Consider the following 25,184-nt stretch of genomic DNA (forward strand, 5'->3'; position numbering starts at 1 on the left):
TCCGCACCGGAGCCGCCGTCCGCACCGGAGCCGCCGTCCGCACCGGAGCCGCCGTCCGCACCGATGCCACCGTGCCCACCGGTGCCGGCGGCGGCGCGCTCGCGGCGCGCGGTGCGCGAGCCGGGGCGCGGGGCCAGCCGCGCCCCGGCGAAGCCGAGCAGCGCCGGCAGCAGGGTGAGCGCGACGCCGACGGCGACGAGCACCGTGGCGGCCGCGCCGAGGCCCATGACGGTGAGGAACGGGATGCCGACGACCGACAACCCGGCCAGGGCGACGACCACGGTCAGGCCGGCGAAGACGACGGCGGAGCCGGCGGTGCCGGTGGCCCGCGCGGTCGAGTCCTCGGGGTCGAGTCCCTCCGCCAGCTGGGTGCGGTGCCGGGAGAGGATGAACAGCGCGTAGTCGATGCCGACCGCCAGGCCGATCATCAGGGCCAGCGTCGGCGCGGTCGACGAGAGCGTGATGGCGCCCGAGACCGCGAGCAGGCCGCCCAGGCCGACGCCGACGCCGACCAGCGCGGTCAGCAGGTTCATGCCGGCCGCCAGGAGCGACCCGAAGGTGACGACGAGCACCAGGACGGCGACCAGGACGCCGACGAACTCCGTCGCACCGATCGTCACCGCCGTGGTGGCGTAGGCGTCGCCGCCGACCGCGACCTCCAGCCCGGCCCGCTCCGCGGCCGCGGCCGTCTCCTGCAGGGCGGCGAGGCTGGTGTCGTCGACCTCCTCGCGCGGCACGGTGTAGGTGACGGTGGCCAGCGCCGCGCGGCCGTCCGGGCTGATCTGCTGGGTGGCGAACGGATCGGCGACCGCGGCGACCTGCGGCGCCCGGCCGGCGGCCCGCACGACCTGACCGATGGCCCCGGCGACGGCCGGGTCGGCGACCGTCGCGCCGTCCGGGGCGACGAAGACGATCTGCGCACCCGCCCCGTTCGCACCCGGTGACAGCTCGCCGAGCCGGTCGAGGGCCTCCTGCGACTCCGACCCGGGGATGGTGAAGCGGTCGTCGAACTGACCGCCGACGGTCACCACGAGGACGGCGACGGCGGCCAGCACGGCCACCCAGAGGCCGGCGACGAGGCCGCGGTGCCGGAAGCAGGCACGGCCGAGACGGGCGAGGAAGGTGCTCATGGCGTCGGGGTCTCCGGTCGTGGTGGAGCGGTCGTCGGGGGTGGTTCAGCCGGCGGATCGGGCGGCGACGGCCGACCGGAGCAGCAGGAGCAGGGCGGTGCGCTCGAGGTCGTCGTCCGCCCCGTCGGTCACCTGCGCGAGCACCGCGCCGTCGTGCACGGCCATCACGGCGCGGGCGAGCCGCTCCGCGGGGACGGCCAGCTGCAGGCCGGCGCGGGCGGAGGTCTCCTCGACCAGCGCGGTCAGCCCGTGGCCCACGGCGGCGCTGTGCTCGCGGAGCAGGGCGGCCGCCTCCGGCGTGCGCGCGGCGTGCAGCCGGTACTCGGTGTGCACCAGCACCCACGTGCGGTCGGCGCGGAAGGCTGCGAGGCAGCGGTCGACGGCGGCGGTGACCGGATCGGCCTCCCGCTCGACCCCCTCGAGCTGCCGCTGTGCGCGATCGAGGTTGCGCCGGGACTCCCGGGCGAACAGCGCCGCGAACAACTCGTCCTTGGTGCGGAAGCTCGAGTAGAAGGCGCCGCGGGTGAACCCTCCGCGGCGGCAGACGTCCTCGACGCTGGCGGCGGCGAAGCCGACCTCGGCGAAGGTCTCCAGCGCCGCGTCGAGCAGCCGCTCGGCGGTCGCCTCGCGGCGCCGCTTCGGCCGCTCCAGCGTTCCGGCGTCCATCACGATGCAGCACTGTATCCGATGCACGCACGTATCGAACTGCGCCGGGGGCGGTTTCGGCCGAAACCGCCCCGTCCGGGCGCGAAACGCCCTCACCCGCCCTGCGGACCACCGGATCGGCACCGTCGCCGGGCCCCACACTGCCCGGCGTGCCGAGCGACGCCGCCCCCGTCCCCGGGGTGTTCATCGGGAGCCACGCCGTCGCCGAGGGGTTGCTCACCGAGCGCCCCGCTGCGCCGTCGCAGCTACCGCCGCCGGCTGGACGGGGGTCCGGCTCTCCGCGGCCGACCTGACCGACCTGGACGAGGTCGTCGCGCGGGTGCGGCTGGCCCTCGGGAGGGCGCTGCCGGCCGGAACCGCCCCGGGGTCAGGACCTGAGGGCCGCGGAGACGACGGCGCGGGCCTCCTCCTGCACCCGGGCGAGGTGGTCGGGGCCCCGGAACGACTCGGCGTACACCTTGTAGACGTCCTCCGTGCCCGACGGCCGGGCGGCGAACCAGGCGTTCTCGGTGACCACCTTGAGCCCGCCGATCGCCGCGTCGTTGCCCGGCGCGCGGGTCAGCTTCGCGGTGATCGGTTCCCCGGCCAGCTCGGTCGCGGTGACCGCCTCCGGCGACAGCTTGCCCAGCGCCGCCTTCTCCTCCCGGCTGGCCGGGGCGTCGACGCGGGCGTAGGTCGACTCGCCGTACTTCTGCGCCAGGTCGGCGTGCAGCTGCGAGGGGGACCGTCCCGTCACGGCCTGGACCTCCGAGGCCAGCAGCGCGAGCAGGATGCCGTCCTTGTCGGTGGTCCAGACGCCGCCGTCGCGGCGCAGGAACGAGGCGCCGGCCGACTCCTCGCCGCCGAACCCGACGCTGCCGTCGAGCAGGCCGGGCACGAACCACTTGAACCCGACGGGCACCTCGACCAACCGCCGCCCGAGGCCGGCGACCACGCGGTCGATCAGCGACGACGACACCAGCGTCTTGCCGACGGCGACCTCGCCGCCCCACCCCGACCGGTGCTCGAACAGGTAGGCGATGGCGACGGCGAGGAAGTGGTTCGGGTTCATCAGCCCGCCGTCGGGGGTGACGATGCCGTGCCGGTCGGCGTCGGCGTCGTTGCCGGTGGCGACGGCGAACTCGTCCCGCCGCCCGATCAGCGACGCCATCGCCGACGGCGACGAGCAGTCCATCCGGATCTTGCCGTCCCAGTCCAGCGTCATGAACCGCCAGGTCGGGTCGACGAGCGGGTTCACCACGGTCAGGTCGAGCCGGTGCCGCTCGGCGATCGCGGCCCAGTAGTCGACGCTCGCCCCGCCGAGCGGGTCAGCGCCGATGTGCACCCCGGCGCCGCGGATCGCGTCGACGTCGAGCACCGCCGGCAGGTCGTCGACGTAGGCCGCCACGAAGTCGTAGGGCTGCGCGGCGGCCCGGGCGCGGGTGGCGGGCACCCGCCGGACGCCGTCGAGCCCCGACCGCAGCAGCTCGTTGGCACGGTCGGCGATCACGGTGGTCGCGTCGGTGTCGGCGGGGCCGCCGGACGGCGGGTTGTACTTGAACCCGCCGTCGCGCGGCGGGTTGTGCGACGGGGTGACGACGATGCCGTCGGCGAGACCGGCGCCCGGGCCGGTCCCCCTGTCCCGGTTGGCCCGCAGGATGGCGTGGCTGACCGCGGGCGTCGGCGTGTACCCGTCGGCGGCATCGACCAGCACGGTCACGTCGTTGGCGACCAGCACCTCCAGCGCCGAGGTCCAGGCCGGCTCGGACAGCGCATGGGTGTCGCGGCCGATGAACAGCGGCCCGTCGTAGCCCTGCTGCGCCCGGTACTCGCAGATCGCCTGCGTGGTGGCCAGGATGTGCGCCTCGTTGAAGGCCGCGTCGAGGCTGGACCCGCGGTGCCCGCTGGTGCCGAACGCGACCTGCTGGGCGGGGTCGGCGGGATCGGGCTCGAGCGTGAAGTAGGCGGTGACCAGGGCGGGGACGTCGACCAGATCACCGGGCTGGGCGGGCTGTCCGGCACGCGCATCGCTCATGCCGCCGATCCTGGCCCCATCCGGCGCCCACGGCGATCCCTGGCACGGTCGACGCCGCCATCAGCCCGCCAGGCCGTCCCGGTGCTGCGCCGGCACGGGGCCTGGGGCGTGTCGGTCCACACGACCTGGCTGGCGGCCGCCGCTTTCGCCGTCCCCGGGCTGGCCGGCGACGGCCCGGCCGGGTGGCGGCGGCTCGGCGCCGACGACCTGCTGGCCACGGCCTACCTCGCCGTGGCGGTGAGCGCGGTCGCCTTCGTGCTCTGGTACTCGGCGGTCCGCCGCTCGGCGCCGGGCGGGCCGGCTGCTGACCGGCTCGGCGTCGCCGTGGTGGTGGCGGGGCTCGCGCTCGGGCTGTGCCGGGACCGGTCCGCGGCGGTCCGCCGACCGGTCTGAACCGCGGCGCGACCGCCCGGGAGCTGCGCGAGCGCCGTCCGGAGGCCTTGTCGGTCGAGGGTCCGTCGGCCACGCTCGGTCCCAGCCCGGGGCGCTGTGGTCGGCGCAGCCGCCCCGGGGCGGAGGGAGCGCCCGGTGCCGGTACCCCTGGACGACGCGACGGCCCGCTCGTGGCTCGCCGTGGCCGTGGAGGAGGCGCGGGCCGGGCTCGCCGAGGGCGGCGTGCCGGTCGGTGCGGCGCTCGTCGGACCGGACGGCACGGTGCTGGGCCGGGGGCGCAACCGGCGGGTCCAGGACGGCGACCCGTCGGTGCACGGGGAGACCGCCGCGTTCAAGGCGGCGGGCCGTCAGCGCTCCTACCGCGGGACGACCATGGTCACCACCCTCTCGCCCTGCTGGTACTGCAGCGGTCTGGTGCGCCAGTTCGGCATCTCGCGCCTGGTGGTGGGGGAGGCCCGCACCTTCTCCGGCGGCCACGACTGGCTGGCCGAGCACGGGGTCGAGGTGGTGGTGCTCGACGACCCCGAGTGCGTGCGGCTGATGCAGGAGTTCATCGCCGCCCGGCCGGACGTGTGGAACGAGGACATCGGCGAGGACACCGGCGACGACACGGACCCGGCCGGCGGTGCGACGTCCGGCCTCGGTGAGCGGGAGGTGCGGAGATGAGCAGGTCGGACGTCGAACGCCCGGTCCCCCCGGCCGAGGTGGACCCCGACTACCCGATCGACCCGGTGCCGTGGCAGGCGCGCAAGTCCCTGTTCTCGGTGGCCGTCGTGCTGCTGGGCTTCACGTTCTTCACGCCCACGATGCTCGCCGGCGCGCAGATCGGCGCGGCCTTCCCGGCCGCCACCCTGGCGTGGGTGCTGCTGCTGGGTGCCGCCGTCCTCGGGCTCTACGTCGCCACGATCGGCGGCATCGGGGCCCGGACCGGGCTGACCACCGTGATGATGTGCCGCTACACGCTCGGCACCGGCGGGGCGAAGTTCGCCTCGCTGCTGCTCGGTGGCACCCAGATCGGCTGGTACGGGGTCACCGTGGCCACCCTCGCCGGACTCACCGCGGGCGCGCTGGACTGGCAGGGCCGCGGCGCCGAGATCGCGCTCATGGTGCTCGGCGGCGCGGTCATGGGGGTGACCGCCTACTACGGCTACAAGGGCATGTACGCGCTGTCGGTGGTGTCGGTGCCCCTGCTGCTCGTCCTCGCCGGCTGGGTGACCTGGCGCTCGCTGGCCGAGGTCGGCGGCTGGTCGGGGCTGGCCGCGATCGAACCCACCGAGTCGATGAGCCTGGCCGTCGCGGTCACCATCGTCGTGGGCACCTTCGCCTCCGGGGGGACGCAGGCGCCCAACTGGACCCGCTTCGCCCGCACCCCCAACGCCGGCTTCTGGGCCTGCCTCGTCGCGTTCTTCGTCGGCGAGCTGCTCATGCTCGGCTTCGGCGCGATCGGCGCGCTCGCCTTCGGCGAGGGCGACTTCGTGCTGGTGCTCTACCAGCTGGGGCTGGTCGCCTGGGGCCTGGTCTTCCTCGTCGCCAACCTGTGGACGACGAACGACAACACCGCCTACAACTTCGGCGTCGCCGGGGCGGAGATCGCGAACTCCCGGTCGAAGAAGCCGTTCGTCGTCGGCGGCGTGGTCATCGGCACGCTGCTCGCGGTCACCGGCATCTACGACAACCTGATCACCTACCTGGTCTGGCTGGGCATCCTGATCCCGCCGCTCGGCGGGGTGGTGATCGGCGACTGGCTGGCGCGCTGGCGCCACGGCATGCCGCCGGCCTCCGGGCTCCCGGCCGTCGAGTGGCGCAACCTGGCCGTGTACGCGGTCGCCGCGGTCTCCGGCTGGGCGAGCAACGAGGCGCAGTGGTTCATCCCGCCGGTCGTCGGGGCGGTGGTGGCGGTGATCGGTGTGCTCGCCGTGCAGCGCGGCCGCCGTCCGGCCCGGCCGGCCGTCCCGGCCTGACCGCGGGAGCTGGGCCGGCCGTCCCGGCCCGACTGCGGGAGCTGGGCCGGCCGTCGCGGCCCGACCGCGGTACCCGGCGCGCGGGCGCGGTCAGGACCGCTCGACCGCGTCGAGGAAGCGCCGCACCGTTGCCAGGAACACCTCGGGCTGCTCGGAGTGCACCCAGTGCCCGGCGTTCTTGATCCGCACCAGCCGGGTGGCGGGGAACAGCTCGTCCATGCGGTCGCGGTCCCGATCGAGGACGTAGGTCGAGTTGGCCCCGGCGATCCACAGCACCGGCCCGTCGTAACGCGCGCCCTCCGGAGGCTCGGGGAAGCCACGCAGGTGCTCCAGATCGCGCTCCAGCGCCGCGAGGTTGAGCCGCCAGCGCCAGCCACCGTCGACCCCCCGCCCCTCGCGGACCAGGCTCTGCAGCAGGAAACCGCGCACCATGTCGCTCGGGACGGCGTCCCGCAGGGCGGCGTCGGCGTCCTCGCGGGTCTGCAGCGTCTCCAGCTCGATCGCGCGCATCGCGGCGATGTAGGCGCCGAACGGGGAGATCTCCTCGTCGGGGTCGTCGGTGCGGCCCCCACGCACGGGGTAGTCGACCGGGGCGACGTCGACGACGACCAGGCCGCGCAGCAGCTCCGGTCGGCGCAGCGCCAGCTGCATGGCGACCTTGCCGCCCATGGAGTGCCCGACCAGCGTGACGGGCTCGCCGAAGGCCTCGAACTCGGCCGCGAGCATGCCGGCCATGTCGACGTAGTCGGCCCGGTCGGTCCACGGCGAGTGCCCGTGGTTGGGCAGGTCGACGAGGGTGACGCGGTGCCGGTCGGCCAGCCCCTTGGCGATCGTCGTCCAGTTCCGGCCCTGCCCGAACAGGCCGTGCACGAAGGCCACGCGCGGGCCGGCGTCCCCGATGGTCCGCGACGCCAGCCGTTCGTCCTCGCTCACGCGGACATCAGACCAGCCCCGACCCGGAGCCGACGACCCGGCCGGGCGTCGCCCGACGTCCCGGCGGAGCGACCCGGGGGACGGCGCCCGGCGCGCGCCTGACCGGATCCGTCGGCCGGAGCACCTAGCGTCCTCGCGACCACCGAGGAGGAGGGCCGATGCCCGGACGGCGGAAGACGTCGACCACGACCACCCGGCGGCGCAGCAGCGCGTCCGGGTCGCGCCGGTCCGCCCCGCAGCGCACCCCGGCCCCGCGGAAGACGGGGCCGACGACCGGGACGTCGACCCGGACGGGAACCTCGGCGACGAGCCGACCGCCGCTGCCGGCGGCCGGGCCGGGGGAGCGGGTGCACGTGCTGGCCGTCCCGTTCCGCGCGCCGGCCCCGGGTGCGGCCTGGCACCCCGGCCTGCAGGCGCACGTCTGGGTCGGCCGCGCGCTGCCCGCGGAGCTGGCCGGGTACGCGTCCCGCCCGTACACGGTCGAGAGCTTCATCGAGGACGAGCTGAACGGCGTGCCCGGCGAGCTGCCGCCGTCCCGGCCCCTGGAGCCCCGGCCGTTGCAGCTGAGCGGCGCCGCGGCGGTCGTCGCGCACGCCGACGCCGGCGGCCGGGTGTTCCTGCTCGGCGACGACCCGGGCGTCGGCAAGACCGGGACGGCGATCCTCGCGGCGCGGCGGATCGCCGCGGCCCGCGGCGGTGGCGCGGTGCTCGTGGTCGCCGACCGACCGGCCGCCATCACCATCGCGCACTGGACGCGCTCGATCGCCGGGTTCGGCGACGGCGGTCTGCGCTGGTGCGTGACGACGTGGGACCGGCTGGCCAAGGTCGCCGCCGCGACGAAGCTGACCGGACGGCGCTTCGACGTCGTCGTGGCCGACGAGGCGCACATGGTCCGGCACACGACCACCCAGCGGTGGAAGCTGTGGAAGACCGTCTCGGGCGCGGGCCGGGTGAAGGACGCCCCCTTCGTGCTGGCGGCGACCGCGACGCCGGCGCACACCCCGCTGGAGCTGCCCTATCTCGCGCCGGAGCTCGCCGTCCGGGCGGGGGAGCCGTTGCGCGCCTGGGGTGACCTGCCGGAGCGCCTCGTCGCGCACGGGTTCCACGTGGAACGGGGCCGGTACGGCTGGGCCTGGACGGAGGACGCCGGCCGGCGCCGCGCCGACCTCGCCCGGTTGCAGGGTCTGCTGACCGCCCCGGACGCCGGACCTCCGGCGACCCTGCACCGCTCTGCGCCGTGGGGCCCGGTCTCGGTGACCGGCGCACCGGTGGCGCTGACGCCCGACGAGCGGGCGGCGTACGAGTCCGGGTGGCAGGAGTTCCGCGCCGAGATGCGGCTGGCCCGCCGCCGGCGGGAGACCGCCCGCGGCCGGGCGGCACTGCTGCGCTTCCGGCAGAAGGCCGGGCTGATCCGCGTGCAGGCGACCGTCGACTGGGTGCGGGCGCAGGTCGAGGCGGAGCGGCAGGTCGCAGTCTCGGTCGAGTTCGTCGAGACCGCGGCCGACCCCATCCGCGCGGCGCTGCTGGCCGCCGGCATCCCGGTGGCCGGCATCTACGGCCGCGACCGGTTCGACGTGGAGGCCGAACGGCTGCGCTTCCAGCGCGGCGAGGCCGCCGTCTGCGTCTTCACCGTGACCGCCTCGATCAGCCTGCACGCGGGTGAACTGCTGGCCGGCAGCGCAGCGGCGTCGGCGCTGCCCCGCGTGGGCCTGTTCCACCAGCCGCGGTTCTCCGGCATCCAGGCGCGGCAGGTCACCGGCCGCACGCACCGCGACGGGCAGGTCTCGCCGTGGCGGGTCGCCTACGCGGAGGACACCGTGGAGGAGCAGGTGGCCCGGGTGATGGTGGAGAGGCTGGCCGTGAGCGGCTCCACCGCCGGTGCGGACACCTCGGCGCTGCGCGAGATCGCCGAGCTGCTCGACGCCGACTGGCTGCCACCGGCCGCCCTCACCGACGCGGCCTAGCCGGACCGGGGCCAGGCCCGGCCCGGCCCGGCTGTTACGTTCGGCACCGTACGTGGCACGGGGTGTCCCGCCCGGGACTGAGAACACACCCGCCGAACCTGCTCCAGTTCGCACTGGCGAAGGGATGTCACCGGTATGACGTCATCAGGCATGTCCTCCTCCGGCACGGACGCGCTCGACCTGGCCGCGGCGCGGGAGGCGCTGCGCACGAGCACGCCCCTGGTGCACTGCCTGACCAACACGGTGGTGCAGGCGCTCACCGCCAATGCGCTGCTGGCCGCGGGCGCCGCCCCGGCCATGGTCGACGCGCCCCAGGAGGCCGGCGAGTTCGCCGCGGTCGCGTCCGCCGTCCTGGTCAACGTCGGCACGGTGCACGAGCGCACGGCGGAGGCGATGCGGCTGGCCGCGCGGGCGGCCGGTGGGGACGGCACGCCGTGGGTGCTGGACCCGGTCGCGGTGGGCGGACTGCCCTACCGGACGGCGCTGGCGGCTGAACTGGTGGAGCTGCGGCCGACCGTCGTCCGCGGCAACGCCTCCGAGGTGATGGCGCTGGCCGGCACGGGGTCCGGCGGCCGGGGCGTCGACAGCACTGCCGGAGCCGACGACGCGGCCACGGCGGCGGCGGCGCTGGCGGTGCGCACCGGCGGTGTGGTCGCGGTCAGCGGCGAGGTCGACCTGGTCACCGACGGACGGCGGACCGCGCGCGTCGGCGGGGGCTCCGCGCTGCTCACCCGGACGACGGGGGCCGGCTGCGCGCTGGGTGCCCTGGTGGCCGCCTACTGCGCGGTGGTCGACGACCCCCTGGTCGGCGCCGTCGCCGCGCACGCGCACGTCTCCCTGGCCGCCTCGCGGGCGGCCGACGCCGCGGCCGGGCCGGGCACGTTCGCCGCCGCCTGGCTGGACGCGCTGGACGCCGTCGACGGTGACGCCCTGGCCGGCGCCGAGGTGCGGATCGCGGCATGAGACCGGCACCGGATCTCTCCCTGTACCTGGTCACCGACACCCGGCTGTGCCGCCCGCGCCCGGTGGCCGACGTCGTCCGGGCGGCGGTGGCCGGCGGCGTCACCGCCGTCCAGGTGCGCGACAAGGACGCCACCCGGCGGACGCTGGTCGAGCTGACCCGCGCGGTCCGGGCCGGGCTGGCCGACCGGCCCGACGTGCCCGTGCTGGTGAACGACGCGGTCGACGTCGCGCTGATCGCGGGCGCCGACGGCGTGCACGTCGGGCAGGAGGACCTCCGCGCCGCCGACGTCCGGGCGCTCATCGGGCCCGACCGGCTGCTCGGCCTGTCCGTGGAGAGCCGGGCGGACCTGGTCGAGGCGCTGCGGCTGCCCGCCGGCACGGTCGACCTCGTCGGGCTCAGCCCCGTCTGGGCCACGCCGACCAAGCCCGAGGCCGGTCCGGGCCTGGGGCTGGCGGGCGTGCGCGAGCTGGCCGCCGCCGCCCGCGCGGGCGGTCTGCGGGCCGTGGCCATCGGCGGCATCGACGTCACCCGCGCCGCTTCGGTCGCCGCCACCGGTGTCGACGGCATCTGCGTGGTGTCCGCCATCTGCGCCGCGGCCGATCCCGAGGCCGCCGCCCGGCGGCTGCGCGCGGCCCTCGTCCCGGCGGGTGCCCGGTGACGGGCGGCCCGCCCGAGGCGCGCGTGCCCGTCGCGCTCACGGTCGCGGGCAGCGACCCGAGCGGCGGCGCCGGCATCCAGGCCGACCTCAAGACCTTCAGCGCCCTGGGGGTGTACGGCACCGCTGTGCTGACCGCGCTGACCGCCCAGAACACCCGCGGGGTGACCGGCGTGCACCCCGTCCCGGCCGCGTTCGTCGGTGAGCAGCTGCGCACCCTCCTCGCCGACGTGCGCGTCGACGCCACGAAGCTCGGCATGCTCGGGTCGGCGTCCGTGGTCCGCGAGGTGGCGCGCACCCTGGCCGGCCGGCCCGCAGGGCCGGTGGTCACCGATCCGGTGATGGTTGCGACGAGCGGTGACCGGTTGATCGACGAGGACGCCGTCGCCGCCGTCCGCGACGAGCTGCTGCCCGTCACCGACCTGGTGACGCCCAACGCGCCCGAGGCTGCGGCGCTGCTCGGCACCGCACCGGCCCGCACGCTCGACGAGCTCTCGGGCCAGGCGGAGGCGCTGCTCGGGCTGGGACCGGGCGCGGTGCTGCTCAAGGGCGGGCACCTGAGCGGCCCGGAGAGCGTCGACGTGCTGGCCACGGCGGACGGCGTCACCGTCACCCGCCGCCCCCGGATCGGGACGACGAATACGCACGGCACCGGCTGCACGCTGTCCTCCGCGCTGGCCGCGCTGGCCGCCCAGGCCACCCAGGCCACCCAGGCCACCCAGACCGCCCAGGCCACCCAGGCCACCCAGGCCACCCAGGCCACCCAGACCGCCGGGGCCGCCGGGGCCGCCGGGGCCGCTCGCGCCGGCGGGCCGCCCGACTGGGCGGCGCTGGTCGAGCGCGCCCGCGACTACTTGCAGGTAGCCCTGACCGGCGGCGCGTCGCTCCGCGTCGGCTCCGGCCGCGGGCCGGTGCACCACTTCGCCGGGGTCTGGCCGCGGTGAGCACGTTCAGCGAGCGGGCCTGGGCGGCGACGGCGGAGGTCCGGCGGGCCATCGACGAGCTGCCGTTCCTCGCCGAGCTCGGGGACGGCAGCCTCGCTCCGGCCGTCTTCCGGCACTACCTGGAACAGGACGCCCTGTACCTCGCCGGCTACGCCCGGGCCCTGTCGCTGCTGGCCGCGCGGTCACCGGACGCCGGGGCGGCGTCGTTCTGGGCGTCGTCGGCGCACGGCTGCGGCGTCGTCGAGACGCAGCTGCACGCGGACCTGCTCGCCGACGAGCTGCTCGGCGGGCCGGGACGGACCGGTCCGCAGCCGGCGCCGTCGCCCACCTGCCTGGGCTACACCTCGTTCCTGATCGCCACGGCCGCGACCGCGCCCTACGCGGTGGGCGCGGCGGCGGTGCTGCCCTGCTACTGGGTGTACGCCGAGGTGGGTCGGCGGCTGGCGGCGGCCGCGGCCGCCGCACCGGGGCACCCGTACCGGCGCTGGGTGGCCGCCTACGACGCCGAGGGGTTCCAGCAGGCCGCCCGCGAGGCGCGCCGGATCACCGACGCGGCGGCCGGGGCGGCGCCGCACGAGGAGGCCGCGATGCGGACGGCCTTCGGCCTCGCCGTCCGGTACGAGGAGGCGTTCTGGCGGGCCGCGCACGAGCGGGAGGCCTGGCCGCACCCGCTCTGACCGCCCGGCAGACTGCGACGCATGGACCTCCCCACCGCGCTGTACGAGCCGGCCGGCGACGGCCGATGGCGGGCCACCGACCTGACCATCGGCCCGTGGGACGCCGGCGCCCAGCACGGCGGGCCGCCGGCCGCGCTGCTGGCCCGCGAGGTCGAGCGCGCGACCGGCATCCCCACCGGGCAGACGGTGCGGCTGGCCTTCGACATCCTCGGCCCCGTCCCGGTGGGGGAGGTGCGGGTCGAGGCCCGCGTGCTGCGGCCCGGACGGCGCGTCGAGCTCGTCGAGGCGACCCTCGACGCCGGCGGCCGACCGCTGATGCGCGTCACGGCCTGGCGGATGCGCGCCGCCGAGGGACCGGTCGCCGCCGAGACCCCACCCGGGCACGGTCCCGACGACGGGCAGCGGATGGTGCTCGACGTCTTCCCGCGGGAGGTCGCCTACCACCGGGCGCTGGAGTGGCGGCTGGTGGCCGGTGGCGGCTTCGAGGTGCCCGGACCGGCCACCGCGTGGACCCGCCCGGACTGCACTCTCGTCCCCGAGGAGCCGATCAGCCCGCTGCAGCACCTGCTGGTGATGACCGACGCCTCCAGCGGGCTGTCGTCGGTGCTCGACTGGACGACGACGAACTTCGCCAACGTCGACCTCGTCGTGGCGCTGCGCCGCCCGCCCCGCGGCGAGTGGCTGTGCACCGACGCGGTCACCCACCTGGGCGGCGCGGGCACGGCGCAGTGCTTCGCCGCCCTGTACGACGCCGAGGGCCTGGTCGGCCGGTCGACGCAGTCGCTGCTGGTCGAACCGCGCTGACGCCGGCCCGGTCGGCCGGCGGTGGTCGGTCGGCCGCGGTCAGCCGCCGGCGCTGGTGCCCCTCGCGGCGTCCCCGTCGGCGGGGAGCACCGGTGCGCGACGCACGGCGTCGCCGTCCTCGGTGCCTGCTGCGCCGCTCATCCGGCGCAGCAGGGCGGTCACGTCGACGCCGGTGAGGTCGCCGGAGAGCTGCAGCCCCTGGGCGACGTTGGCCGCGACCGAGCGGCCGAGCGACCCCGCGCCGTCGCTGGAGATGACGGTCATCTTCTCGACGGCGGACAGCGGTGCCGACGCGGCGCCGACGACGTCGGGCAGCACCTTGACCAGCATCTCCAGGATCGCCGCCTCGCCGTACTTGGCGAAGGCCTCCGAGCGCGCGTCGAGGGCCTCCGCCTCGGCCTGACCACGGGCCAGGATCGCCGCGGCCTCGGCGGCCCCTTCGCGCTCGACCGCGTCTGCGATCGCCTGCCGGCGCAACCGCTCCGCCTCCCCTCGCTTCGCCCCCTCGATGGCCTCGGCCTCGGCGAGCGCCGACCGGCGCGCCCGCTCGCCCTCGCCCGAGAGCCTGGCCTGCTCCGCCGCGGCCTGGGCCGCGGCGATCGTGGCCTGGCGCTGCGCCTCGGCGGTGAGGATCGCCGAGTTCTTCCGCGCCTCGGCGTCCTGCTCCACGCGGTACCTCTCGGCATCGGCCGGCCGGCGGACCTTCGTGTCCAGCTGCCGCTCGGTCAGGGCGGCGGTGCGCACGGCGACCTTCTCCTGCTCGGTCAGGACGGCCTGGTCCTGCGCGGCCTGGGCCAGGGGACCGGCCGCCGCGGCGCGCGCCTTGGCGGCGTCGATCTCCGAGTCGATCTCGGCCTGCCGCAGGGCCAGCTGCCGCCGGGCCACGGCGATCTGCTCGTCGGCGAGCAGCTGCTCCTGCTCGGCGGCCTGCCGGGCGCGGGCCTCGGCGATGCTGGCCTCCTTGAGCACCCGGGCGGCTTCCGGCCGGCCGAGGTCGGCGAGGTAGGAGCCCTCGGCCTGGATGTCCTGCAATTGGAAGGTGTCGAGCACCAGGCCCTGACCGGTCAGCGAGGACTCGGCCTCCTCGGCGACGGCGGAGGCGAAGGCCGCTCGGTCGCGGATGATCTCCTCGATCGTCAACCGGCCGACGATGGAGCGCAGCGCGCCGGCGAGCACCTCCGAGGTGAAGGTGTCGATCCCCTCCTGCTGGTCGAGGAAGCGCTGGGCGGCGGCGCGGATCGCGTCCTCGGTTCCGCCCACCTTGACGATCGCGACGCCCTCGAGGTCGCACTTGACGCCCTGCTTGGAGACCGCACCGCGGATGCCGACGGGGATGCGGCGGCTGGAGAGATCCATCGTGTGCAGCTTCTGCACGACCGGGAGGACGAAGACGCTCGCTCCCATGACGACCTTCTGGCCGGACATGTCCCGGGAGACCGCCCCCGACGAACTGGTCACCTGCCGGCCCTGCCGGCCGGTGACCAGGAACGCCTGGTTGGGCCCGGCCACCTTGATCCGGGAGAGGACCAGGAGCACGAGCAGGACCACCAGGACGGCGAGGCCGCCGAGCGCGATGAGCAGGGTCACGAGTCGCCTCCGGGCTCGAGCAGGGGGTCGAGCGCCGTGGAGACGACCTGCACGCAGGTCTCGCTGAGCGTCTCGACGACGTAGACGGGGGTGCCGGACGGCAGCGGCAGGTCGCTGCGGGCGGCGAACTTCATCTGCTGGCCCGCCAGCGTGAGCCGGACCTCGCCCAGTCCCGGGCTGGGCACCGGCGAGACGACGATGCCCTGGGCACCGATCAGGTGGTGCCGGGTCAGGGTCTCCTGCGTCGGCATGTCCCGCAGCGCCCGCGACAACCGCACCGCGGCCCACGCCAGCGGGACCGCGACGGCGAGGCCGACCCCGGCGGCCGCCGCGAGCGCGGCCCCGTCGGAGAGCGTGCCGGGCAGCAGCGCCGTGGCGGCGGCCCCGCCGAAGCCGACCCCGCCGAGCAGGGCGGCCATCGCCGGGATGGAGAAGGGCCCGTCGGCATCGGTGCCGCCGAGGTCGACGTGGCTGATCTCGCCGACGAAGAGCGACACCAGCAGCACCAGCATGCCTAGGGCGCCGAGGGCGAGGAACGCCGCGGCCATCGCGTCCTCCCCACCTCCCGTCGCCGGTGGAGCCGAGATTCGCAGGTCGGCGCTCCTCCGGACAAGTCCGGTTCCGTATCTGCGCGACGGTTCACCCGCGTGGAGGAACCTGTCGTGGGCGGGCGGATGATCGGGGCCGTTCCCACGGCGGACGACGGGAGGCGGCGGTGCGGCGGGAGCCCAGCATCCTGCACGTCGACCTCGACGCCTTCTTCGCCGCGGTCGAGCAGCGGGACAAGCCGTCGCTGCGCGGCCGGCCGGTCGTCGTCGGCGGGGTCGGCGGACGCGGCGTCGTCGCCACCGCGTCCTACGAGGCGCGCGCGTACGGCGCGCGCTCGGCGATGTCCACCGCCGAGGCGCGGCGGCGCTGCCCCGCGGGCACGGCCTTCCTCGGCGGCCGGTTCGGCGCCTACCGCCGCACCTCGGACGTCGTCATGGGCCTGCTGCGCGAGCTGTCGCCGCTGGTCGAACCGGTGTCGCTGGACGAGGCCTACGTCGACCTGGCCGCCGGCCCGGGGCACGACCTGTCGGTCGATGGCGTGACCGCGCTGGCGCGGTCGCTGAAGGAGCGGATCGCGACCGCCACCGGCGGGGTCACCGGGTCGGTGGGTGCCGGCACGTCCAAGCTCATGGCGAAGATCGCCTCCGACCTCGACAAGCCCGACGGTCTGGTCGTCGTCGTCCCGGGCACCGAGCTCGACGTGCTGCAGCCGCTCCCGGTCACCCGGCTGGGCGGGGTGGGCCCGGCGACGGCCGAGCGGCTGCGGGCCGTCGGCGTCCGCACGGTCGGCGACCTGGCGCGGAAGACGCTGCCCGACCTGGTGTCGCTGGCCGGCCGGGCGCACGGGACCGGCCTGCACGCGCTGGCCCGGGCCGAGGACGACCGACCGGTCGTGGCCGACCGGGAAGCCAAGTCGGTGTCGGCGGAGGAGACCTTCGCGACCGACCTGACCGACCTGACCGTGCTCGGCGCCCAGATCGACGACATGGCCGCCCGGGTGGGCGGCCGGCTGCGGGCGTCGGCGACGTCCGGGCGCACCGTGACGCTCAAGCTGCGCCGCTACGACTTCACCACGTTGACCCGGTCGTCGACCCTGCCGCAGCCGACCGACGACCCGCGTCAGATCGCCGCCATCGCCCGGCGGCTGCTCGTCGAGGCGGGCACCGGGGGAGGGCTGCGGCTGCTCGGCGTCGGTGTCTCGGGGCTGTCGCCCTACGCGCAGGGCGACCTGTTCGCCGAGGACGACGACCCGGCGCCCGGCGACGAGGACGCCGACGCGGGCGGCACGTCGTCCCCGCGCCCGGCTCCGGTCGAGGGCGGAGCCGCCGTGCCGGACCCGGTCGCGCGCTGGTGGCCGGGGCAGGACGTGCGCCACGACGAGCACGGCGCCGGCTGGGTGTGGGGGCGCGGGCTGGGCCGGGTCACGGTGCGCTTCGAGGGTCCGCTGACCGCGCCCGGACCGGTGCGCACGCTCCCGGCCGACGATCCGGCGCTGCACGCCGCGGAGCCCCCCGACTGGCGCCCGGACGGGGCACGCTCCGGGGGGAGCCGCCGGACTGGCGGCCCGACGCGGCGTCCGGTGAGGGTGGGGCATGACCGAGCACCCGACGTGGCTCCAGCTGACCCAGGACGACCCGGGTCACTCCCACGCCTACGTGGCGCGGTTCCGCCGGATGGCGGCCGAGGGGAGTGACCTGGCGGGGGAGGCCCGGTTGGTCGACGCGATGCTGCCTCGCGAATCGCGCGTGCTCGACGCCGGCTGCGGTCCGGGACGGGTCGGCGGGTGGCTGCACGGCGTGGGTCACGAGGTGGTGGGCGTCGACCTCGATCCCGTGCTGATCGCCGCGGCGGAGGAGGACCACCCGGGCCCGCACTGGCTCGTCGCCGACCTGGCGACGCTCGACCTGCCCTCCTTGGGCATCAGCGAGCCCTTCGACGCGATCGTGTGCGCCGGCAACGTGATGGCCTTCCTCGAGTCGTCGTCCCGGCGGGAGGTTCTGCGCCGGTTCCGGGCCCACCTGCGACCGGGGACCGGCCGGGCGGCGGTCGGCTTCGGCGCCGGTCGCGCCTACTCCTTCGACGAGTTCCTCGCCGACGCGCGCACCGCCGGGTTGGAGCCCGACCTGCTGCTCTCGTCGTGGCACCTGCACCCGTTCACGGCGACGTCGGACTTCCTCGTCGCGGTGCTGCGTCCGGCGTGATCGGCCGGTGCACCGTTGGATGCGGGCATGAGCGTGGTGCCCTTCTCCGTCGTCAGTGCCCTCAGCCCGGTCTCGCCCGGCACGTTCACCGCGCAGGTGAGCCCGGACTGGACGATCGGCGCCAAGCCGAACGGCGGCTACCTGCTCACCATGCTCGGCCGGGCCGCGGCGGCCGTGGGCCCGCACGCTGACGTGCTCGCGGCCAGCGCCCACTACCTGCACCCACCGCAGCCCGGTGAGGTGACGGTGGAGGCCGAGGTGCTGCGCGCAGGCCGAGCGGCCGGCCAGCTGCGCGCCCGGATGCTGCAGGACGGCCGGCTGTGCGTCGAGGCGCTGCTCACGACGGGCACCCTGGAGGCCGGTGGGAAGCCGCACTGGGAAGGCGGGCTGCCGGAGCGGCCGGACGGCGCCTGGGACGACGCGCACCGGGTCCCGGGGACGACGCCGACGGGCATACCGGTCGCGCTGATGGAGCAGGTCGACCTGCGCATCGAGCCCGCGTCGTGGGGCTTCGCCACCGGGCGGCCGTCGGGTCGCGGCGAGCTGCGCGGGTGGCTGGCCCTGCCCGGCGGCGAGCCGTTCGACCCGGCCGCGCTGCTGTTCGCCGTCGACGCCTTCCCGCCCGCGACCTTCGACATCGAGCCCACCGGCTGGGTGCCCACCCTGGAGCTCACCGTGTACGTGCGTGCGCTGCCCGAGCCGGGACCGGTCCGCGTGCTGCACCAGGCGCGGCTGGTCGACGGCGGGCGGGTGGACGAGGCCTGCTTCGTCTGGGACGCCGGCGGCCGGCTGGTCGCCCAGTCGACCCAGCTGGCCGGCATCCGGCTGGGCTGACGACGGCGCTGACTGTGACGCCGGCTCTGCGGGGTGGCGCCGCCTCGGGCCGCGTAGGTTGCGGGCGGTGTTGATACGCGAGGCCGGGCAGCGGGACTGGCCGGCCATCCGCCCGTTCTTCGAGGCGATCGTCGCGGCCGGTCGGACCTACGCCTATCCCGAGGACCTGTCGTCGGAGCAGGCGCGTGCGTTGTGGTTCCTGCCCCCGCCGGGGCGCACGGTCGTGGCGGTCGACGGCGACCGGGTCGTCGGGTCCGCGTCGATGGGCCCGAACCGACCGGGGCGCGGCTCGCACGTCGCGACGGCCAGCTTCATGGTCGACCCCGGCCACCAGGGCCGCGGCGTCGGCCGGGCGCTCGGGGAGCACGTCGTGCAGTGGGCGCGCGATGCCGGGTACCGGGGCATCCAGTTCAACGCCGTGGTGGAGACGAACACGGCGGCGGTGCGGCTGTGGCAGGCGCTGGGCTTCCGGATCGTCGGCACGGTGCCGGGCGCGTTCAACCATGCCGAGCACGGGTTCGTCGGCCTGCACGTCATGCACCTGTCGCTCGTCGAGGAGTCGTCGGTCGGCTGACCCGGTCCTCACCGGGCCCCTCCCGGTCAGCGTGCGGCCGTGGCGCTGGATCTGTACGCCGGCATCCCGGTGCGCGACCTCGCCGCGGCCGCCGGCCGGTACGAGCGGATGCTCGCCGGGCCGCCGTCGCTCCGGGACGGCGACACGGAGGCCGGGCGGGAGCTGGCGGAGCACCGATGGGTTCGGCGGTGGTGCTCCCGTCGGGTCCTGACGGTCACCCGGATCCGCGCGCGTCATCCGTCGCAGACCGGTTCGCGATCCGCCGACGGAGCATCCTGCCGGCATCCGTCACCGGGCATGGCCCGCGGTGCGGTGGCGAGAATCCTCGCGGGACGCCGGACCGGCGGCCGCAGCGAAGAGCGGCGGCTCGGCCAGGGCTCGGCGGAGCCGTCGGCACCGCGCAGCAGCTGGACGACCCGGCCGAGGCGCTCCCGGCTGGGCGAGTCGTCGACGATGGCCATCAGGTGGCCATGTCCACGAAGCGGCTGTAGTGGCCCTGGAAGGCGACGGTGACATTGGCCGTCGGGCCGTTGCGGTGCTTGACCACCATGATGTCGGCCTCTCCCGCCCGCGGGGATTCCTTCTCGTACATGTCCTCGCGGTGGATCATCATGACCATGTCGGCGTCTTGTTCGATCGAATTGTGGAGCGCGATTCCGTTCGCCACGAAGTTGTGTCCGCCGAGCACGGTGGCGTCGAATACTTCTTCGTCGACTCCCGGCTCGATGGAGACGACCTCGTCCCAGAGCAGGTCGTTCACCGCATGCATCTCCAGGTCGGCGTCGTCCAGGAGCTCCGCAACCCGCCCGAGCCGCTCGCGGCTCGGGGCGCACCTCCACAGCGAGCTGCCGCAGAAGGCGGTGCCCATCGCCGCGGCGAAAGCGCGGTGGCTCATGCCCCGCTCTTCCAGGACGTCCTTGACCTTCTCCCAGACCTCGACCGGCACGGTGTCGACGTTCGTGTTGGCCGACAACTGGCGCACGATGGCGAGCAGCCGCTCGGCTGCCTCGCCGCGAGCGCCGTGCACGCCGATCTCGCTCAGCAATCGGCGCTGGTCGTCGCAGCCGCTGACGTCGAGCGTCCAGCCGTCGCGGTATCCACTTTCCCGCGTGCGCCGGATCCGGCAGGAGATACCGAAGCGCAGCAGCAGCCGTGAGATGTCGTCGACCAATTGCCGGCTGGTCGATGCGTAGCAGATGCGGCCGCCTCGACCGTTCTCGTTCACGGTGACGGATCCGTCGGTGGCCCACAGGTGCCGCAGGAACAGCGCGATCTGCTTCTTGGGAAGGCTGAACACCGGCTCGGGTACGAACTTCTCGTGGCTGCGGAGCCCGAACAGTCCCAGGTCGTCGAGCCAGGCGGCGATCGGGTTGCGCCGTCCGTGGGTCAGCGGGAAGGGAGCACGCAAGCGCAGCGACGTGCATCGCGCCGCTGCATGTTCGTCCCGCACCGCCACCACGCCGAAGTGCAGCGCGGAGGTGGTCACCGCGCGCAGGTTGGCCTCGTCCACCGACGCGTAGCGGACCGGCTGCCGCTCGACGAAGCTGCCGTCGCCGATCAGATGGGCCAGCAGGACGGCCCGCTCGTCCGCCCAGACGGTCATCCGGTCGGGCCCGGGCACGTGCCGGGGGACGGCGATGCGGTCGCCGGGCGCCAGCTGCCCCAGCGGACGGAATCCGTCGAAGGTGAGGAACGGGTGGTTCGCCGTCGCCCGGACGGTCTTCCCGGACGACGTCGTCAGCTGCCAGACCGGCTTGCGCCCGGTCGAGAAGACGTGGGTCAGGTGCCGGCGGACGTAGCGGAGGTTCTCGTCGAGCGACCAGACCGGGACGTCACGTGCGCCGGACTCGAACAGCTCGCCCATCGTGGTCTCGGCACCGGTGTCGGCGCGGAGGATCCGGGTGTCGGCGGTCAGGCAGCCGGACTCGCGCAGGTCGGACAGCATCGGCTTCTTGTCCTGACGCTGCTCGGACCCGCGATTCAGCTGGCTCATCGCGATGACCGGGACCTGCAGTTCCTTGGCCAGCAGCTTCAGCGCCCGGGAGAACTCGGAGACCTCCTGCTGGCGGCTCTCCACCCGCTTGCCGGAGGTCATCAGCTGGAGGTAGTCGATGACCACGAGCTGGAGGTCGTTGCGCTGCTTGAGCCGCCGCGCCTTGGCCCGGATCTCCATCATGGTCATGTTCGGCGAATCGTCGATGTAGAGGGGCGCGTCGGCCACCTCGCCCATGCGGCGGGCGAGCTTCGACCAGTCCTCGTCGGACAGCGTGCCCGCCCGCATGTGGTGGAGCGGCACCTTCGCCTCCGCCGAGAGGAGCCGCATGGTGATCTCGGACTTGCTCATCTCCAGCGAGAAGATGACGGTCGCCTTGTGGTGCTTGATAGCGGCCGACCGCGCAATGTCTAGCCCCAAGGTGCTCTTGCCGACCCCAGGCCTGGCCGCGATGACGATCATCTGCCCTGCGTGCAGGCCGTTGGTCAGCTCGTCGAGATCGCGGATGCCGGTGGGCACGCCGACGCTCGAGCCGCCCCGCGAGGCGATGGCGTCGAGCTCGTCCATCGTCGGCTGCAGGATGTCCTCGAGGCGCGAGTAGTCCTCGCTCATCCGCTTCTCGGTGACGTCGTAGATCTCCTGCTGGGCGCGGTCGACGATGTCGTCGACGTCGCCCCGCCCGCCGGCGGCGCCGTAGCCGAGCTGCACGACGCGGGTGCCCGCCTCGACCAGCCGCCGCAGCACGGCCTGCTCGGCCACGATCGCGGCGTAGTAGCCGGCGTTGGCGGCGGTCGGCGTCGACTGGATGAGCGTGTGCAGGTAGACCGCGCCGCCCATCTTGGACAGCTGGTCGGTGCGGTTGAGCTCGGCGGCGACGGTGATCGCGTCGGCCGGCTCGCCGCGGCCGTAGAGGTCGAGGATGCAGTCGTAGATGACGCCGTGCGCGGGCCGGTAGAAGTCGGCCGAGTGCAGCACCTCGACGACGTCGGCGATCGCGTCCTTGCTCAGCAGCATGCCGCCGAGCACCGACTGCTCGGCCGCGACGTCCTGCGGCGGCTGCCGGTCGTACTCCGGCGCCGTCGGGGACGGTCGGCTGAACTCGTCGGCCACCGCCACGGTGGGTCCTCCATCCACTCACCGGCGCACCCGCGAAACAGGCCCCGACCGATCGGCCGGGGCCTGGTGGGGGAAGCACCAGAACGCGTACACCTGCCTCGAACGCCTGTTCGAGGTGTTGCTACCCCTCGGCACCGACAGTTCCGGGGTCGGGGAGGGGACGGCGTGGACGTTAGGAAGAGCGGACGGACCAGTCCAACACCGCTGTGCACCCGGTTCTGCACAACTTGTGGACAAGTCGGTGGACATACACATGTCGACATGTGGAGACAGCGGGGGACGTCGGGAGGGTTCCCCTGACATCTCGCGCCCGACCAGCGCGGAGACCACCCACCGGGTGTGGACGAGGAAAATCCGGAAGAAGTCGCCGTGTCGTCCCCCGGCGTGTCGTGCCCGAGGCCCACGAGCCCCAGCCGTCACGTGTCGTCGATACGCGTCGTCCTGCGCTCGAGCGGATCCCGGGCGAGACTGCCATCCGCGCCGCCTGCCATTCGCTGTACGTGCCGCCTCCACAGACGACGTCTGCGCGACGCGGACCCCGCCGACTGGCAGCACAGCTGCTCACCGCCCTGGTCAGCCGCTCCACGTTGATCTGGCGGCGGCGGGTCGGGTCGGGCCCGAACGCCCGGCGGGCTCCGGCCCTCCAGGGGTGACACCACGTCGGCCGTTGCCGATCGACCGCGGCTGCGCCGGCCCGGCCGCGAGCGCCGCCTGCCGTCATTCCGTCAGCACCGCAACAGCAGGCGGAGGGGTGCTGGACATCTCGAGCGGGCGGACGTCGGGGCAACGGTGACCCCGGGATGGGGGCGACGGCATCCCGGGAGGGCGCGTGTACGAGCTACGTCGACGCAGGCACGTCCCCGCCGGTGTGGGCGAAGAGCTTGCTGACCACCTTCCAGGTCCCGTCGATGCGCGCGAGCTGGAAGTGGTCGACGAAGGAGAGCGACCCCCAGTAGCCCTCCTCGGCCGCCTCGGCCACGGCTGCGTCTCCGGTCTGCTTGACCGAGACGACGCGCGCCCGGTGGTTGCCCGTGTCGCCCGGCTCCTTCACCGCCAGCTCGACGAATTCGGCAATCGGCATGTCGTAGCGTGTGCCCCCGACCGACCCGAACATCCGGGCGTCGGGGTGCGAGGCCTCCCGGAGCTTCGCCGCGTCACCCTTCGACTCGCCGTCCAGGAAGAGCTCCACGACCCGGCGTACCTCGTCGTACTCGCGGACCGCGTCCGCCGGGCCGGCCTGACTGCTGAGCACCTGACTCATGACGCCACCCTCGTGCCTCGCTGGTGCTGCAACGACACCAGCATCGGGAACTCGTCAGCCTAGCGGCCGCCCCCGTTGGGTCAATGCTCCACAGCGGTCACGCCGGGTCATGCTGGAACGAGGCCTACGCCGGAGGTCGGTGCACTCGAGGAGCTCCGATGACGGCCACCGGAGCACGCCGCCCCGGTCTCCGCAGCCCGCGATGACGCCGTGAGGGGCGCCGGAACCCGTCCGACGCCCCTCACGGGCGGAATTTCCGACTGGATCAGCCGGGGACGACCTCGATCTTCAGCTGGGTCGCAACCTCCGGGTGCACTCGCACGGTGACGGTGTGCTGGCCGGTGGTCTTGACGCTGCTCGGCAGCTCGATGCGCCGGCGGTCGAGCTCCGGGCCGCCGGCCGCGGCGACCGCGGCGGCCACATCGGCGGTGGTGACCCGGCCGAACAGCCGGCCGCCCTCGCCGGCCCGCGCCGGCACGCGGACGGTCAGCTCGGCGAGCCGGCCGGCCACGGTCTGCGCCTCCTCCAGCGAGGTCGCCTCGCGGGCGGCGCGCGCCCGCCGCAGCGCCTCCACCTGCTTCTCGGCACCCCGGGTGGCCTTGATGGCCAGCCCGCGGGGCAGGAGGTAGTTGCGGCCGTAGCCGCCCTTCACCTCGACGGTGTCACCGGAGGACCCGAGACCGGTGACCTCCTGCGTCAGGATCAGCTTCATCGTGGTCATGGTCAGCGCGCCGTGGAGGTGTAGGGCAATAGCGCCATCTCACGGCTGTTCTTCACGGCCGTGGCGACGTCGCGCTGGTGCTGGCTGCAGTTGCCGCTCACGCGGCGGGCACGGATCTTCCCGCGGTCGGAGATGAACTTCCGCAGCAGGGTCGTGTCCTTGTAGTCGATGTAGGTCGCCTTGTCCTTGCAGAACTGGCAGACCTTCTTCTTGGGCTTGCGGACAGGTGGCTTGGGCACCGGAGTTCTCCAGTAGCTAGGGGAGATGCGTTGAAAGTCGCTGGATGGAACGGCCCCTCTGCAAGGACCCGCGCCGAGCGGAGCGAGGCGCGGGGCAGAGGGGTCCGGTCAGAAGGGCGGCTCGTCGGACGGACCGGCGGGCGTCGACCACGGGTCGTTGGCGGCACCGCCACCGCTGCCGCCGAAGCCGCCGCCCCCGCCGCCGAAACCGCCGCCACCGCCCTCACCGCGCGAGGCGCGGGTGACCTTGGCGGTGGCGTAGCGCAGCGAAGGCCCGATCTCGTCGACCTCGAGCTCGACGACGGTGCGCTTCTCGCCCTCCTTCGTCTCGAACGAGCGCTGCTTGAGCCGCCCGGACACGATGACCCGCGAGCCGCGGGTGAGCGACTCGGCCACGTTCTCGGCGGCCTGCCGCCACACGTTGCAGCGCAGGAACAGCGCCTCGCCGTCCTTCCACTCCTGGCTCTGGCGGTCGAAGGTGCGCGGCGTCGAGGCGACCGTGAAGTTGGCGACCGCGGCCCCGGACGGCGTGAAGCGCAGCTCCGGGTCGGCGGTCAGGTTGCCGACGACGGTGATGACGGTCTCGCCGGCCATGATCAGTGGACCTCGGGGCGCATCAGCTTCGTGCGCAGGACCGACTCGTTGAGGTTGAGCTGCCGGTCGAGCTCGGCGACGGCCGCGGGCTCGGCCTGGATGTCGATGACCGCGTAGATGCCTTCGATCTGCTTGTTGATCTCGTAGGCCAGGCGGCGACGGCCCCAGATGTCGGTCTTCACGGTGCCACCGGAGTTGGTGACCACGGTGAGGAACCGGTCGAGCGAGGGAGCGATGGTGCGCTCCTCGAGATCGGGGTCGAGGATGACCATCAGTTCGTAGTGACGCACGGAGAACCCCACCTCCTCTGGTCTGGGCGGCCGCAGTAGTTCTGCGGCAGGAGGGTCGTGCACGCGTCGCGCGTCCCGTTCGTCCACGGGCGGACGGCGGAACGCGCGGGTCAAGGCTAC

The 25,184-nt window shown here is 74.7% G+C and carries 25 protein-coding genes and 1 riboswitch; of the genes, 13 read left to right on the forward strand and 12 right to left on the reverse strand.

Features of this window, described 5'->3' with window-relative positions:
- The 3 genes from OF117_RS21050 to pgm all read right to left on the reverse strand — a co-directional run.
- The coding region (locus OF117_RS21050) for an MMPL family transporter (protein ID WP_263554816.1) at window positions 1-1,130 on the reverse strand (1,130 nt) is incomplete at its 3' end.
- Window positions 1,131-1,175: 45 nt separating this feature from the next.
- Window positions 1,176-1,796 (reverse strand): TetR/AcrR family transcriptional regulator, encoded by a 621-nt coding sequence (locus OF117_RS21055; protein ID WP_263554844.1) that lies wholly within the window; start codon window positions 1,794-1,796, stop codon window positions 1,176-1,178.
- Window positions 1,797-2,163: 367 nt separating this feature from the next.
- Window positions 2,164-3,810, reverse strand: coding sequence for a phosphoglucomutase (alpha-D-glucose-1,6-bisphosphate-dependent) (gene pgm / locus OF117_RS21060; protein ID WP_263554817.1), 1,647 nt, complete (start codon window positions 3,808-3,810; stop codon window positions 2,164-2,166).
- 108 nt (window positions 3,811-3,918) lie between these two features.
- Here pgm and OF117_RS21065 point away from each other — a divergent pair, with 108 nt between their 5' ends.
- The 3 genes from OF117_RS21065 to codB all read left to right on the forward strand — a co-directional run bounded on the left by OF117_RS21065 (window position 3,919) and on the right by codB (window position 6,164).
- The gene (locus tag OF117_RS21065) at window positions 3,919-4,203 is read left to right on the forward strand and encodes a hypothetical protein (protein WP_263554818.1); all 285 of its coding nucleotides are present in this window, start codon (window positions 3,919-3,921) and stop codon (window positions 4,201-4,203) included.
- 135 nt (window positions 4,204-4,338) lie between these two features.
- A complete protein-coding gene (locus OF117_RS21070) occupies window positions 4,339-4,869 on the forward strand; it encodes a nucleoside deaminase (RefSeq protein WP_263554819.1) in 531 nt (176 codons plus the stop codon).
- Window positions 4,866-6,164, forward strand: a complete 1,299-nt coding sequence (gene codB, locus OF117_RS21075) for a cytosine permease (RefSeq protein ID WP_263554820.1) — start codon at window positions 4,866-4,868, stop codon at window positions 6,162-6,164. Before OF117_RS21070 ends, codB begins: the two co-directional genes overlap by 4 nt.
- Window positions 6,165-6,254: 90 nt before the next feature.
- On the opposite strand, the gene OF117_RS21080 is transcribed toward codB, so the two are convergent.
- Window positions 6,255-7,097 carry an alpha/beta fold hydrolase gene (locus OF117_RS21080; RefSeq protein ID WP_263554821.1) on the reverse strand — a complete coding sequence of 281 codons (843 nt, stop codon included), beginning with the start codon at window positions 7,095-7,097 and terminating at the stop codon, window positions 6,255-6,257.
- 158 nt (window positions 7,098-7,255) lie between these two features.
- Here OF117_RS21080 and OF117_RS21085 point away from each other — a divergent pair, with 158 nt between their 5' ends.
- The 6 genes from OF117_RS21085 (at window position 7,256) to OF117_RS21110 (ending at window position 13,105) form a co-directional block, all read left to right on the forward strand.
- On the forward strand, window positions 7,256-9,061 hold the full coding sequence (locus OF117_RS21085; RefSeq protein WP_263554822.1) for a DEAD/DEAH box helicase family protein: 1,806 nt from the start codon (window positions 7,256-7,258) through the stop codon (window positions 9,059-9,061).
- Between the two features lie 48 nt (window positions 9,062-9,109).
- Window positions 9,110-9,203: riboswitch (TPP riboswitch) on the forward strand.
- A gap of 8 nt (window positions 9,204-9,211) precedes the next feature.
- Window positions 9,212-10,024 carry a hydroxyethylthiazole kinase gene (gene thiM, locus OF117_RS21090; RefSeq protein WP_263554823.1) on the forward strand — a complete coding sequence of 271 codons (813 nt, stop codon included), beginning with the start codon at window positions 9,212-9,214 and terminating at the stop codon, window positions 10,022-10,024.
- A complete protein-coding gene (gene thiE / locus OF117_RS21095; protein WP_263554824.1) occupies window positions 10,021-10,683 on the forward strand; it encodes a thiamine phosphate synthase in 663 nt (220 codons plus the stop codon). Before thiM ends, thiE begins: the two co-directional genes overlap by 4 nt.
- 23 nt (window positions 10,684-10,706) lie before the next feature.
- A complete protein-coding gene (gene thiD, locus OF117_RS21100; RefSeq protein ID WP_263554825.1) occupies window positions 10,707-11,624 on the forward strand; it encodes a bifunctional hydroxymethylpyrimidine kinase/phosphomethylpyrimidine kinase in 918 nt (305 codons plus the stop codon).
- Window positions 11,621-12,301, forward strand: a complete 681-nt coding sequence (locus OF117_RS21105) for a TenA family protein (protein WP_263554826.1) — start codon at window positions 11,621-11,623, stop codon at window positions 12,299-12,301. Before thiD ends, OF117_RS21105 begins: the two co-directional genes overlap by 4 nt.
- Before the next feature lie 21 nt (window positions 12,302-12,322).
- Window positions 12,323-13,105, forward strand: a complete 783-nt coding sequence (locus OF117_RS21110; RefSeq protein ID WP_263554827.1) for a thioesterase family protein — start codon at window positions 12,323-12,325, stop codon at window positions 13,103-13,105.
- Between the two features lie 39 nt (window positions 13,106-13,144).
- Here OF117_RS21110 and OF117_RS21115 read toward each other — a convergent pair whose 3' ends face one another.
- Together OF117_RS21115 and OF117_RS21120 are read right to left on the reverse strand one after the other, a co-directional pair.
- Window positions 13,145-14,692: a flotillin family protein gene (locus OF117_RS21115; protein WP_263554828.1), complete on the reverse strand. Its 1,548-nt coding sequence runs from the start codon at window positions 14,690-14,692 to the stop codon at window positions 13,145-13,147.
- Entirely contained in the window at window positions 14,689-15,240 is a 552-nt protein-coding gene (locus OF117_RS21120) for an NfeD family protein (protein ID WP_263554829.1), read from the reverse strand. The genes OF117_RS21115 and OF117_RS21120 overlap by 4 nt, the downstream gene beginning before the upstream one ends.
- A 167-nt stretch (window positions 15,241-15,407) precedes the next feature.
- Here OF117_RS21120 and OF117_RS21125 point away from each other — a divergent pair, with 167 nt between their 5' ends.
- The 4 genes from OF117_RS21125 (at window position 15,408) to OF117_RS21140 (ending at window position 18,850) form a co-directional block, all read left to right on the forward strand.
- A complete protein-coding gene (locus OF117_RS21125) occupies window positions 15,408-16,934 on the forward strand; it encodes a DNA polymerase IV (protein WP_263554830.1) in 1,527 nt (508 codons plus the stop codon).
- The gene (locus OF117_RS21130) at window positions 16,834-17,442 is read left to right on the forward strand and encodes a class I SAM-dependent methyltransferase (protein WP_263554831.1); all 609 of its coding nucleotides are present in this window, start codon (window positions 16,834-16,836) and stop codon (window positions 17,440-17,442) included. Before OF117_RS21125 ends, OF117_RS21130 begins: the two co-directional genes overlap by 101 nt.
- A gap of 27 nt (window positions 17,443-17,469) precedes the next feature.
- Window positions 17,470-18,276 (forward strand): thioesterase family protein, encoded by an 807-nt coding sequence (locus tag OF117_RS21135; RefSeq protein WP_263554832.1) that lies wholly within the window; start codon window positions 17,470-17,472, stop codon window positions 18,274-18,276.
- 67 nt (window positions 18,277-18,343) lie between these two features.
- A complete protein-coding gene (locus tag OF117_RS21140) occupies window positions 18,344-18,850 on the forward strand; it encodes a GNAT family N-acetyltransferase (RefSeq protein ID WP_263554833.1) in 507 nt (168 codons plus the stop codon).
- A 460-nt stretch (window positions 18,851-19,310) separates the two neighbouring features.
- Here the strand turns inward: OF117_RS21140 and OF117_RS21145 are convergent, their stop codons facing one another.
- The 6 genes from OF117_RS21145 to rpsF form a co-directional block, all read right to left on the reverse strand.
- The gene (locus OF117_RS21145) at window positions 19,311-21,959 is read right to left on the reverse strand and encodes a replicative DNA helicase (protein ID WP_263554834.1); all 2,649 of its coding nucleotides are present in this window, start codon (window positions 21,957-21,959) and stop codon (window positions 19,311-19,313) included.
- 838 nt (window positions 21,960-22,797) lie between these two features.
- Complete coding sequence (locus OF117_RS21150; RefSeq protein WP_263554835.1) at window positions 22,798-23,220, reverse strand: nuclear transport factor 2 family protein; 423 nt, start codon at window positions 23,218-23,220, stop codon at window positions 22,798-22,800.
- A gap of 265 nt (window positions 23,221-23,485) precedes the next feature.
- On the reverse strand, window positions 23,486-23,932 hold the full coding sequence (gene rplI, locus OF117_RS21155) for a 50S ribosomal protein L9 (RefSeq protein WP_263554836.1): 447 nt from the start codon (window positions 23,930-23,932) through the stop codon (window positions 23,486-23,488).
- A gap of 11 nt (window positions 23,933-23,943) precedes the next feature.
- Entirely contained in the window at window positions 23,944-24,180 is a 237-nt protein-coding gene (rpsR, locus tag OF117_RS21160) for a 30S ribosomal protein S18 (RefSeq protein ID WP_073422051.1), read from the reverse strand.
- A 108-nt stretch (window positions 24,181-24,288) separates the two neighbouring features.
- The gene (locus tag OF117_RS21165; protein WP_263554837.1) at window positions 24,289-24,774 is read right to left on the reverse strand and encodes a single-stranded DNA-binding protein; all 486 of its coding nucleotides are present in this window, start codon (window positions 24,772-24,774) and stop codon (window positions 24,289-24,291) included.
- A gap of 2 nt (window positions 24,775-24,776) precedes the next feature.
- Window positions 24,777-25,064 carry a 30S ribosomal protein S6 gene (gene rpsF, locus OF117_RS21170; protein ID WP_263554838.1) on the reverse strand — a complete coding sequence of 96 codons (288 nt, stop codon included), beginning with the start codon at window positions 25,062-25,064 and terminating at the stop codon, window positions 24,777-24,779.
- Window positions 25,065-25,184 lie beyond the last annotated feature (120 nt).

The organism is Geodermatophilus sp. YIM 151500, from assembly GCF_025716945.1.
Classification (GTDB): Bacteria; Actinomycetota; Actinomycetes; order Mycobacteriales; family Geodermatophilaceae; genus YIM-151500.

What these genes read in the sequence shown, in the direction of transcription:
- thiE (WP_263554824.1), top strand. Translation starts at nt 10,021, where the DNA reads ATGAGACCGGCACCGGATCTCTCCCTGTACCTGGTCACCGACACCCGG.
- OF117_RS21055 (WP_263554844.1), bottom strand. Translation starts at nt 1,796, where the DNA reads ATGGACGCCGGAACGCTGGAGCGGCCGAAGCGGCGCCGCGAGGCGACC.
- OF117_RS21130 (WP_263554831.1), top strand. Translation starts at nt 16,834, where the DNA reads ATGACCGAGCACCCGACGTGGCTCCAGCTGACCCAGGACGACCCGGGT.
- OF117_RS21135 (WP_263554832.1), top strand. Translation starts at nt 17,470, where the DNA reads ATGAGCGTGGTGCCCTTCTCCGTCGTCAGTGCCCTCAGCCCGGTCTCG.
- thiM (WP_263554823.1), top strand. Translation starts at nt 9,212, where the DNA reads ATGTCCTCCTCCGGCACGGACGCGCTCGACCTGGCCGCGGCGCGGGAG.
- rplI (WP_263554836.1), bottom strand. Translation starts at nt 23,932, where the DNA reads ATGAAGCTGATCCTGACGCAGGAGGTCACCGGTCTCGGGTCCTCCGGT.
- OF117_RS21110 (WP_263554827.1), top strand. Translation starts at nt 12,323, where the DNA reads ATGGACCTCCCCACCGCGCTGTACGAGCCGGCCGGCGACGGCCGATGG.
- codB (WP_263554820.1), top strand. Translation starts at nt 4,866, where the DNA reads ATGAGCAGGTCGGACGTCGAACGCCCGGTCCCCCCGGCCGAGGTGGAC.
- OF117_RS21120 (WP_263554829.1), bottom strand. Translation starts at nt 15,240, where the DNA reads ATGGCCGCGGCGTTCCTCGCCCTCGGCGCCCTAGGCATGCTGGTGCTG.
- OF117_RS21165 (WP_263554837.1), bottom strand. Translation starts at nt 24,774, where the DNA reads ATGGCCGGCGAGACCGTCATCACCGTCGTCGGCAACCTGACCGCCGAC.
- OF117_RS21150 (WP_263554835.1), bottom strand. Translation starts at nt 23,220, where the DNA reads ATGAGTCAGGTGCTCAGCAGTCAGGCCGGCCCGGCGGACGCGGTCCGC.
- OF117_RS21085 (WP_263554822.1), top strand. Translation starts at nt 7,256, where the DNA reads ATGCCCGGACGGCGGAAGACGTCGACCACGACCACCCGGCGGCGCAGC.
- pgm (WP_263554817.1), bottom strand. Translation starts at nt 3,810, where the DNA reads ATGAGCGATGCGCGTGCCGGACAGCCCGCCCAGCCCGGTGATCTGGTC.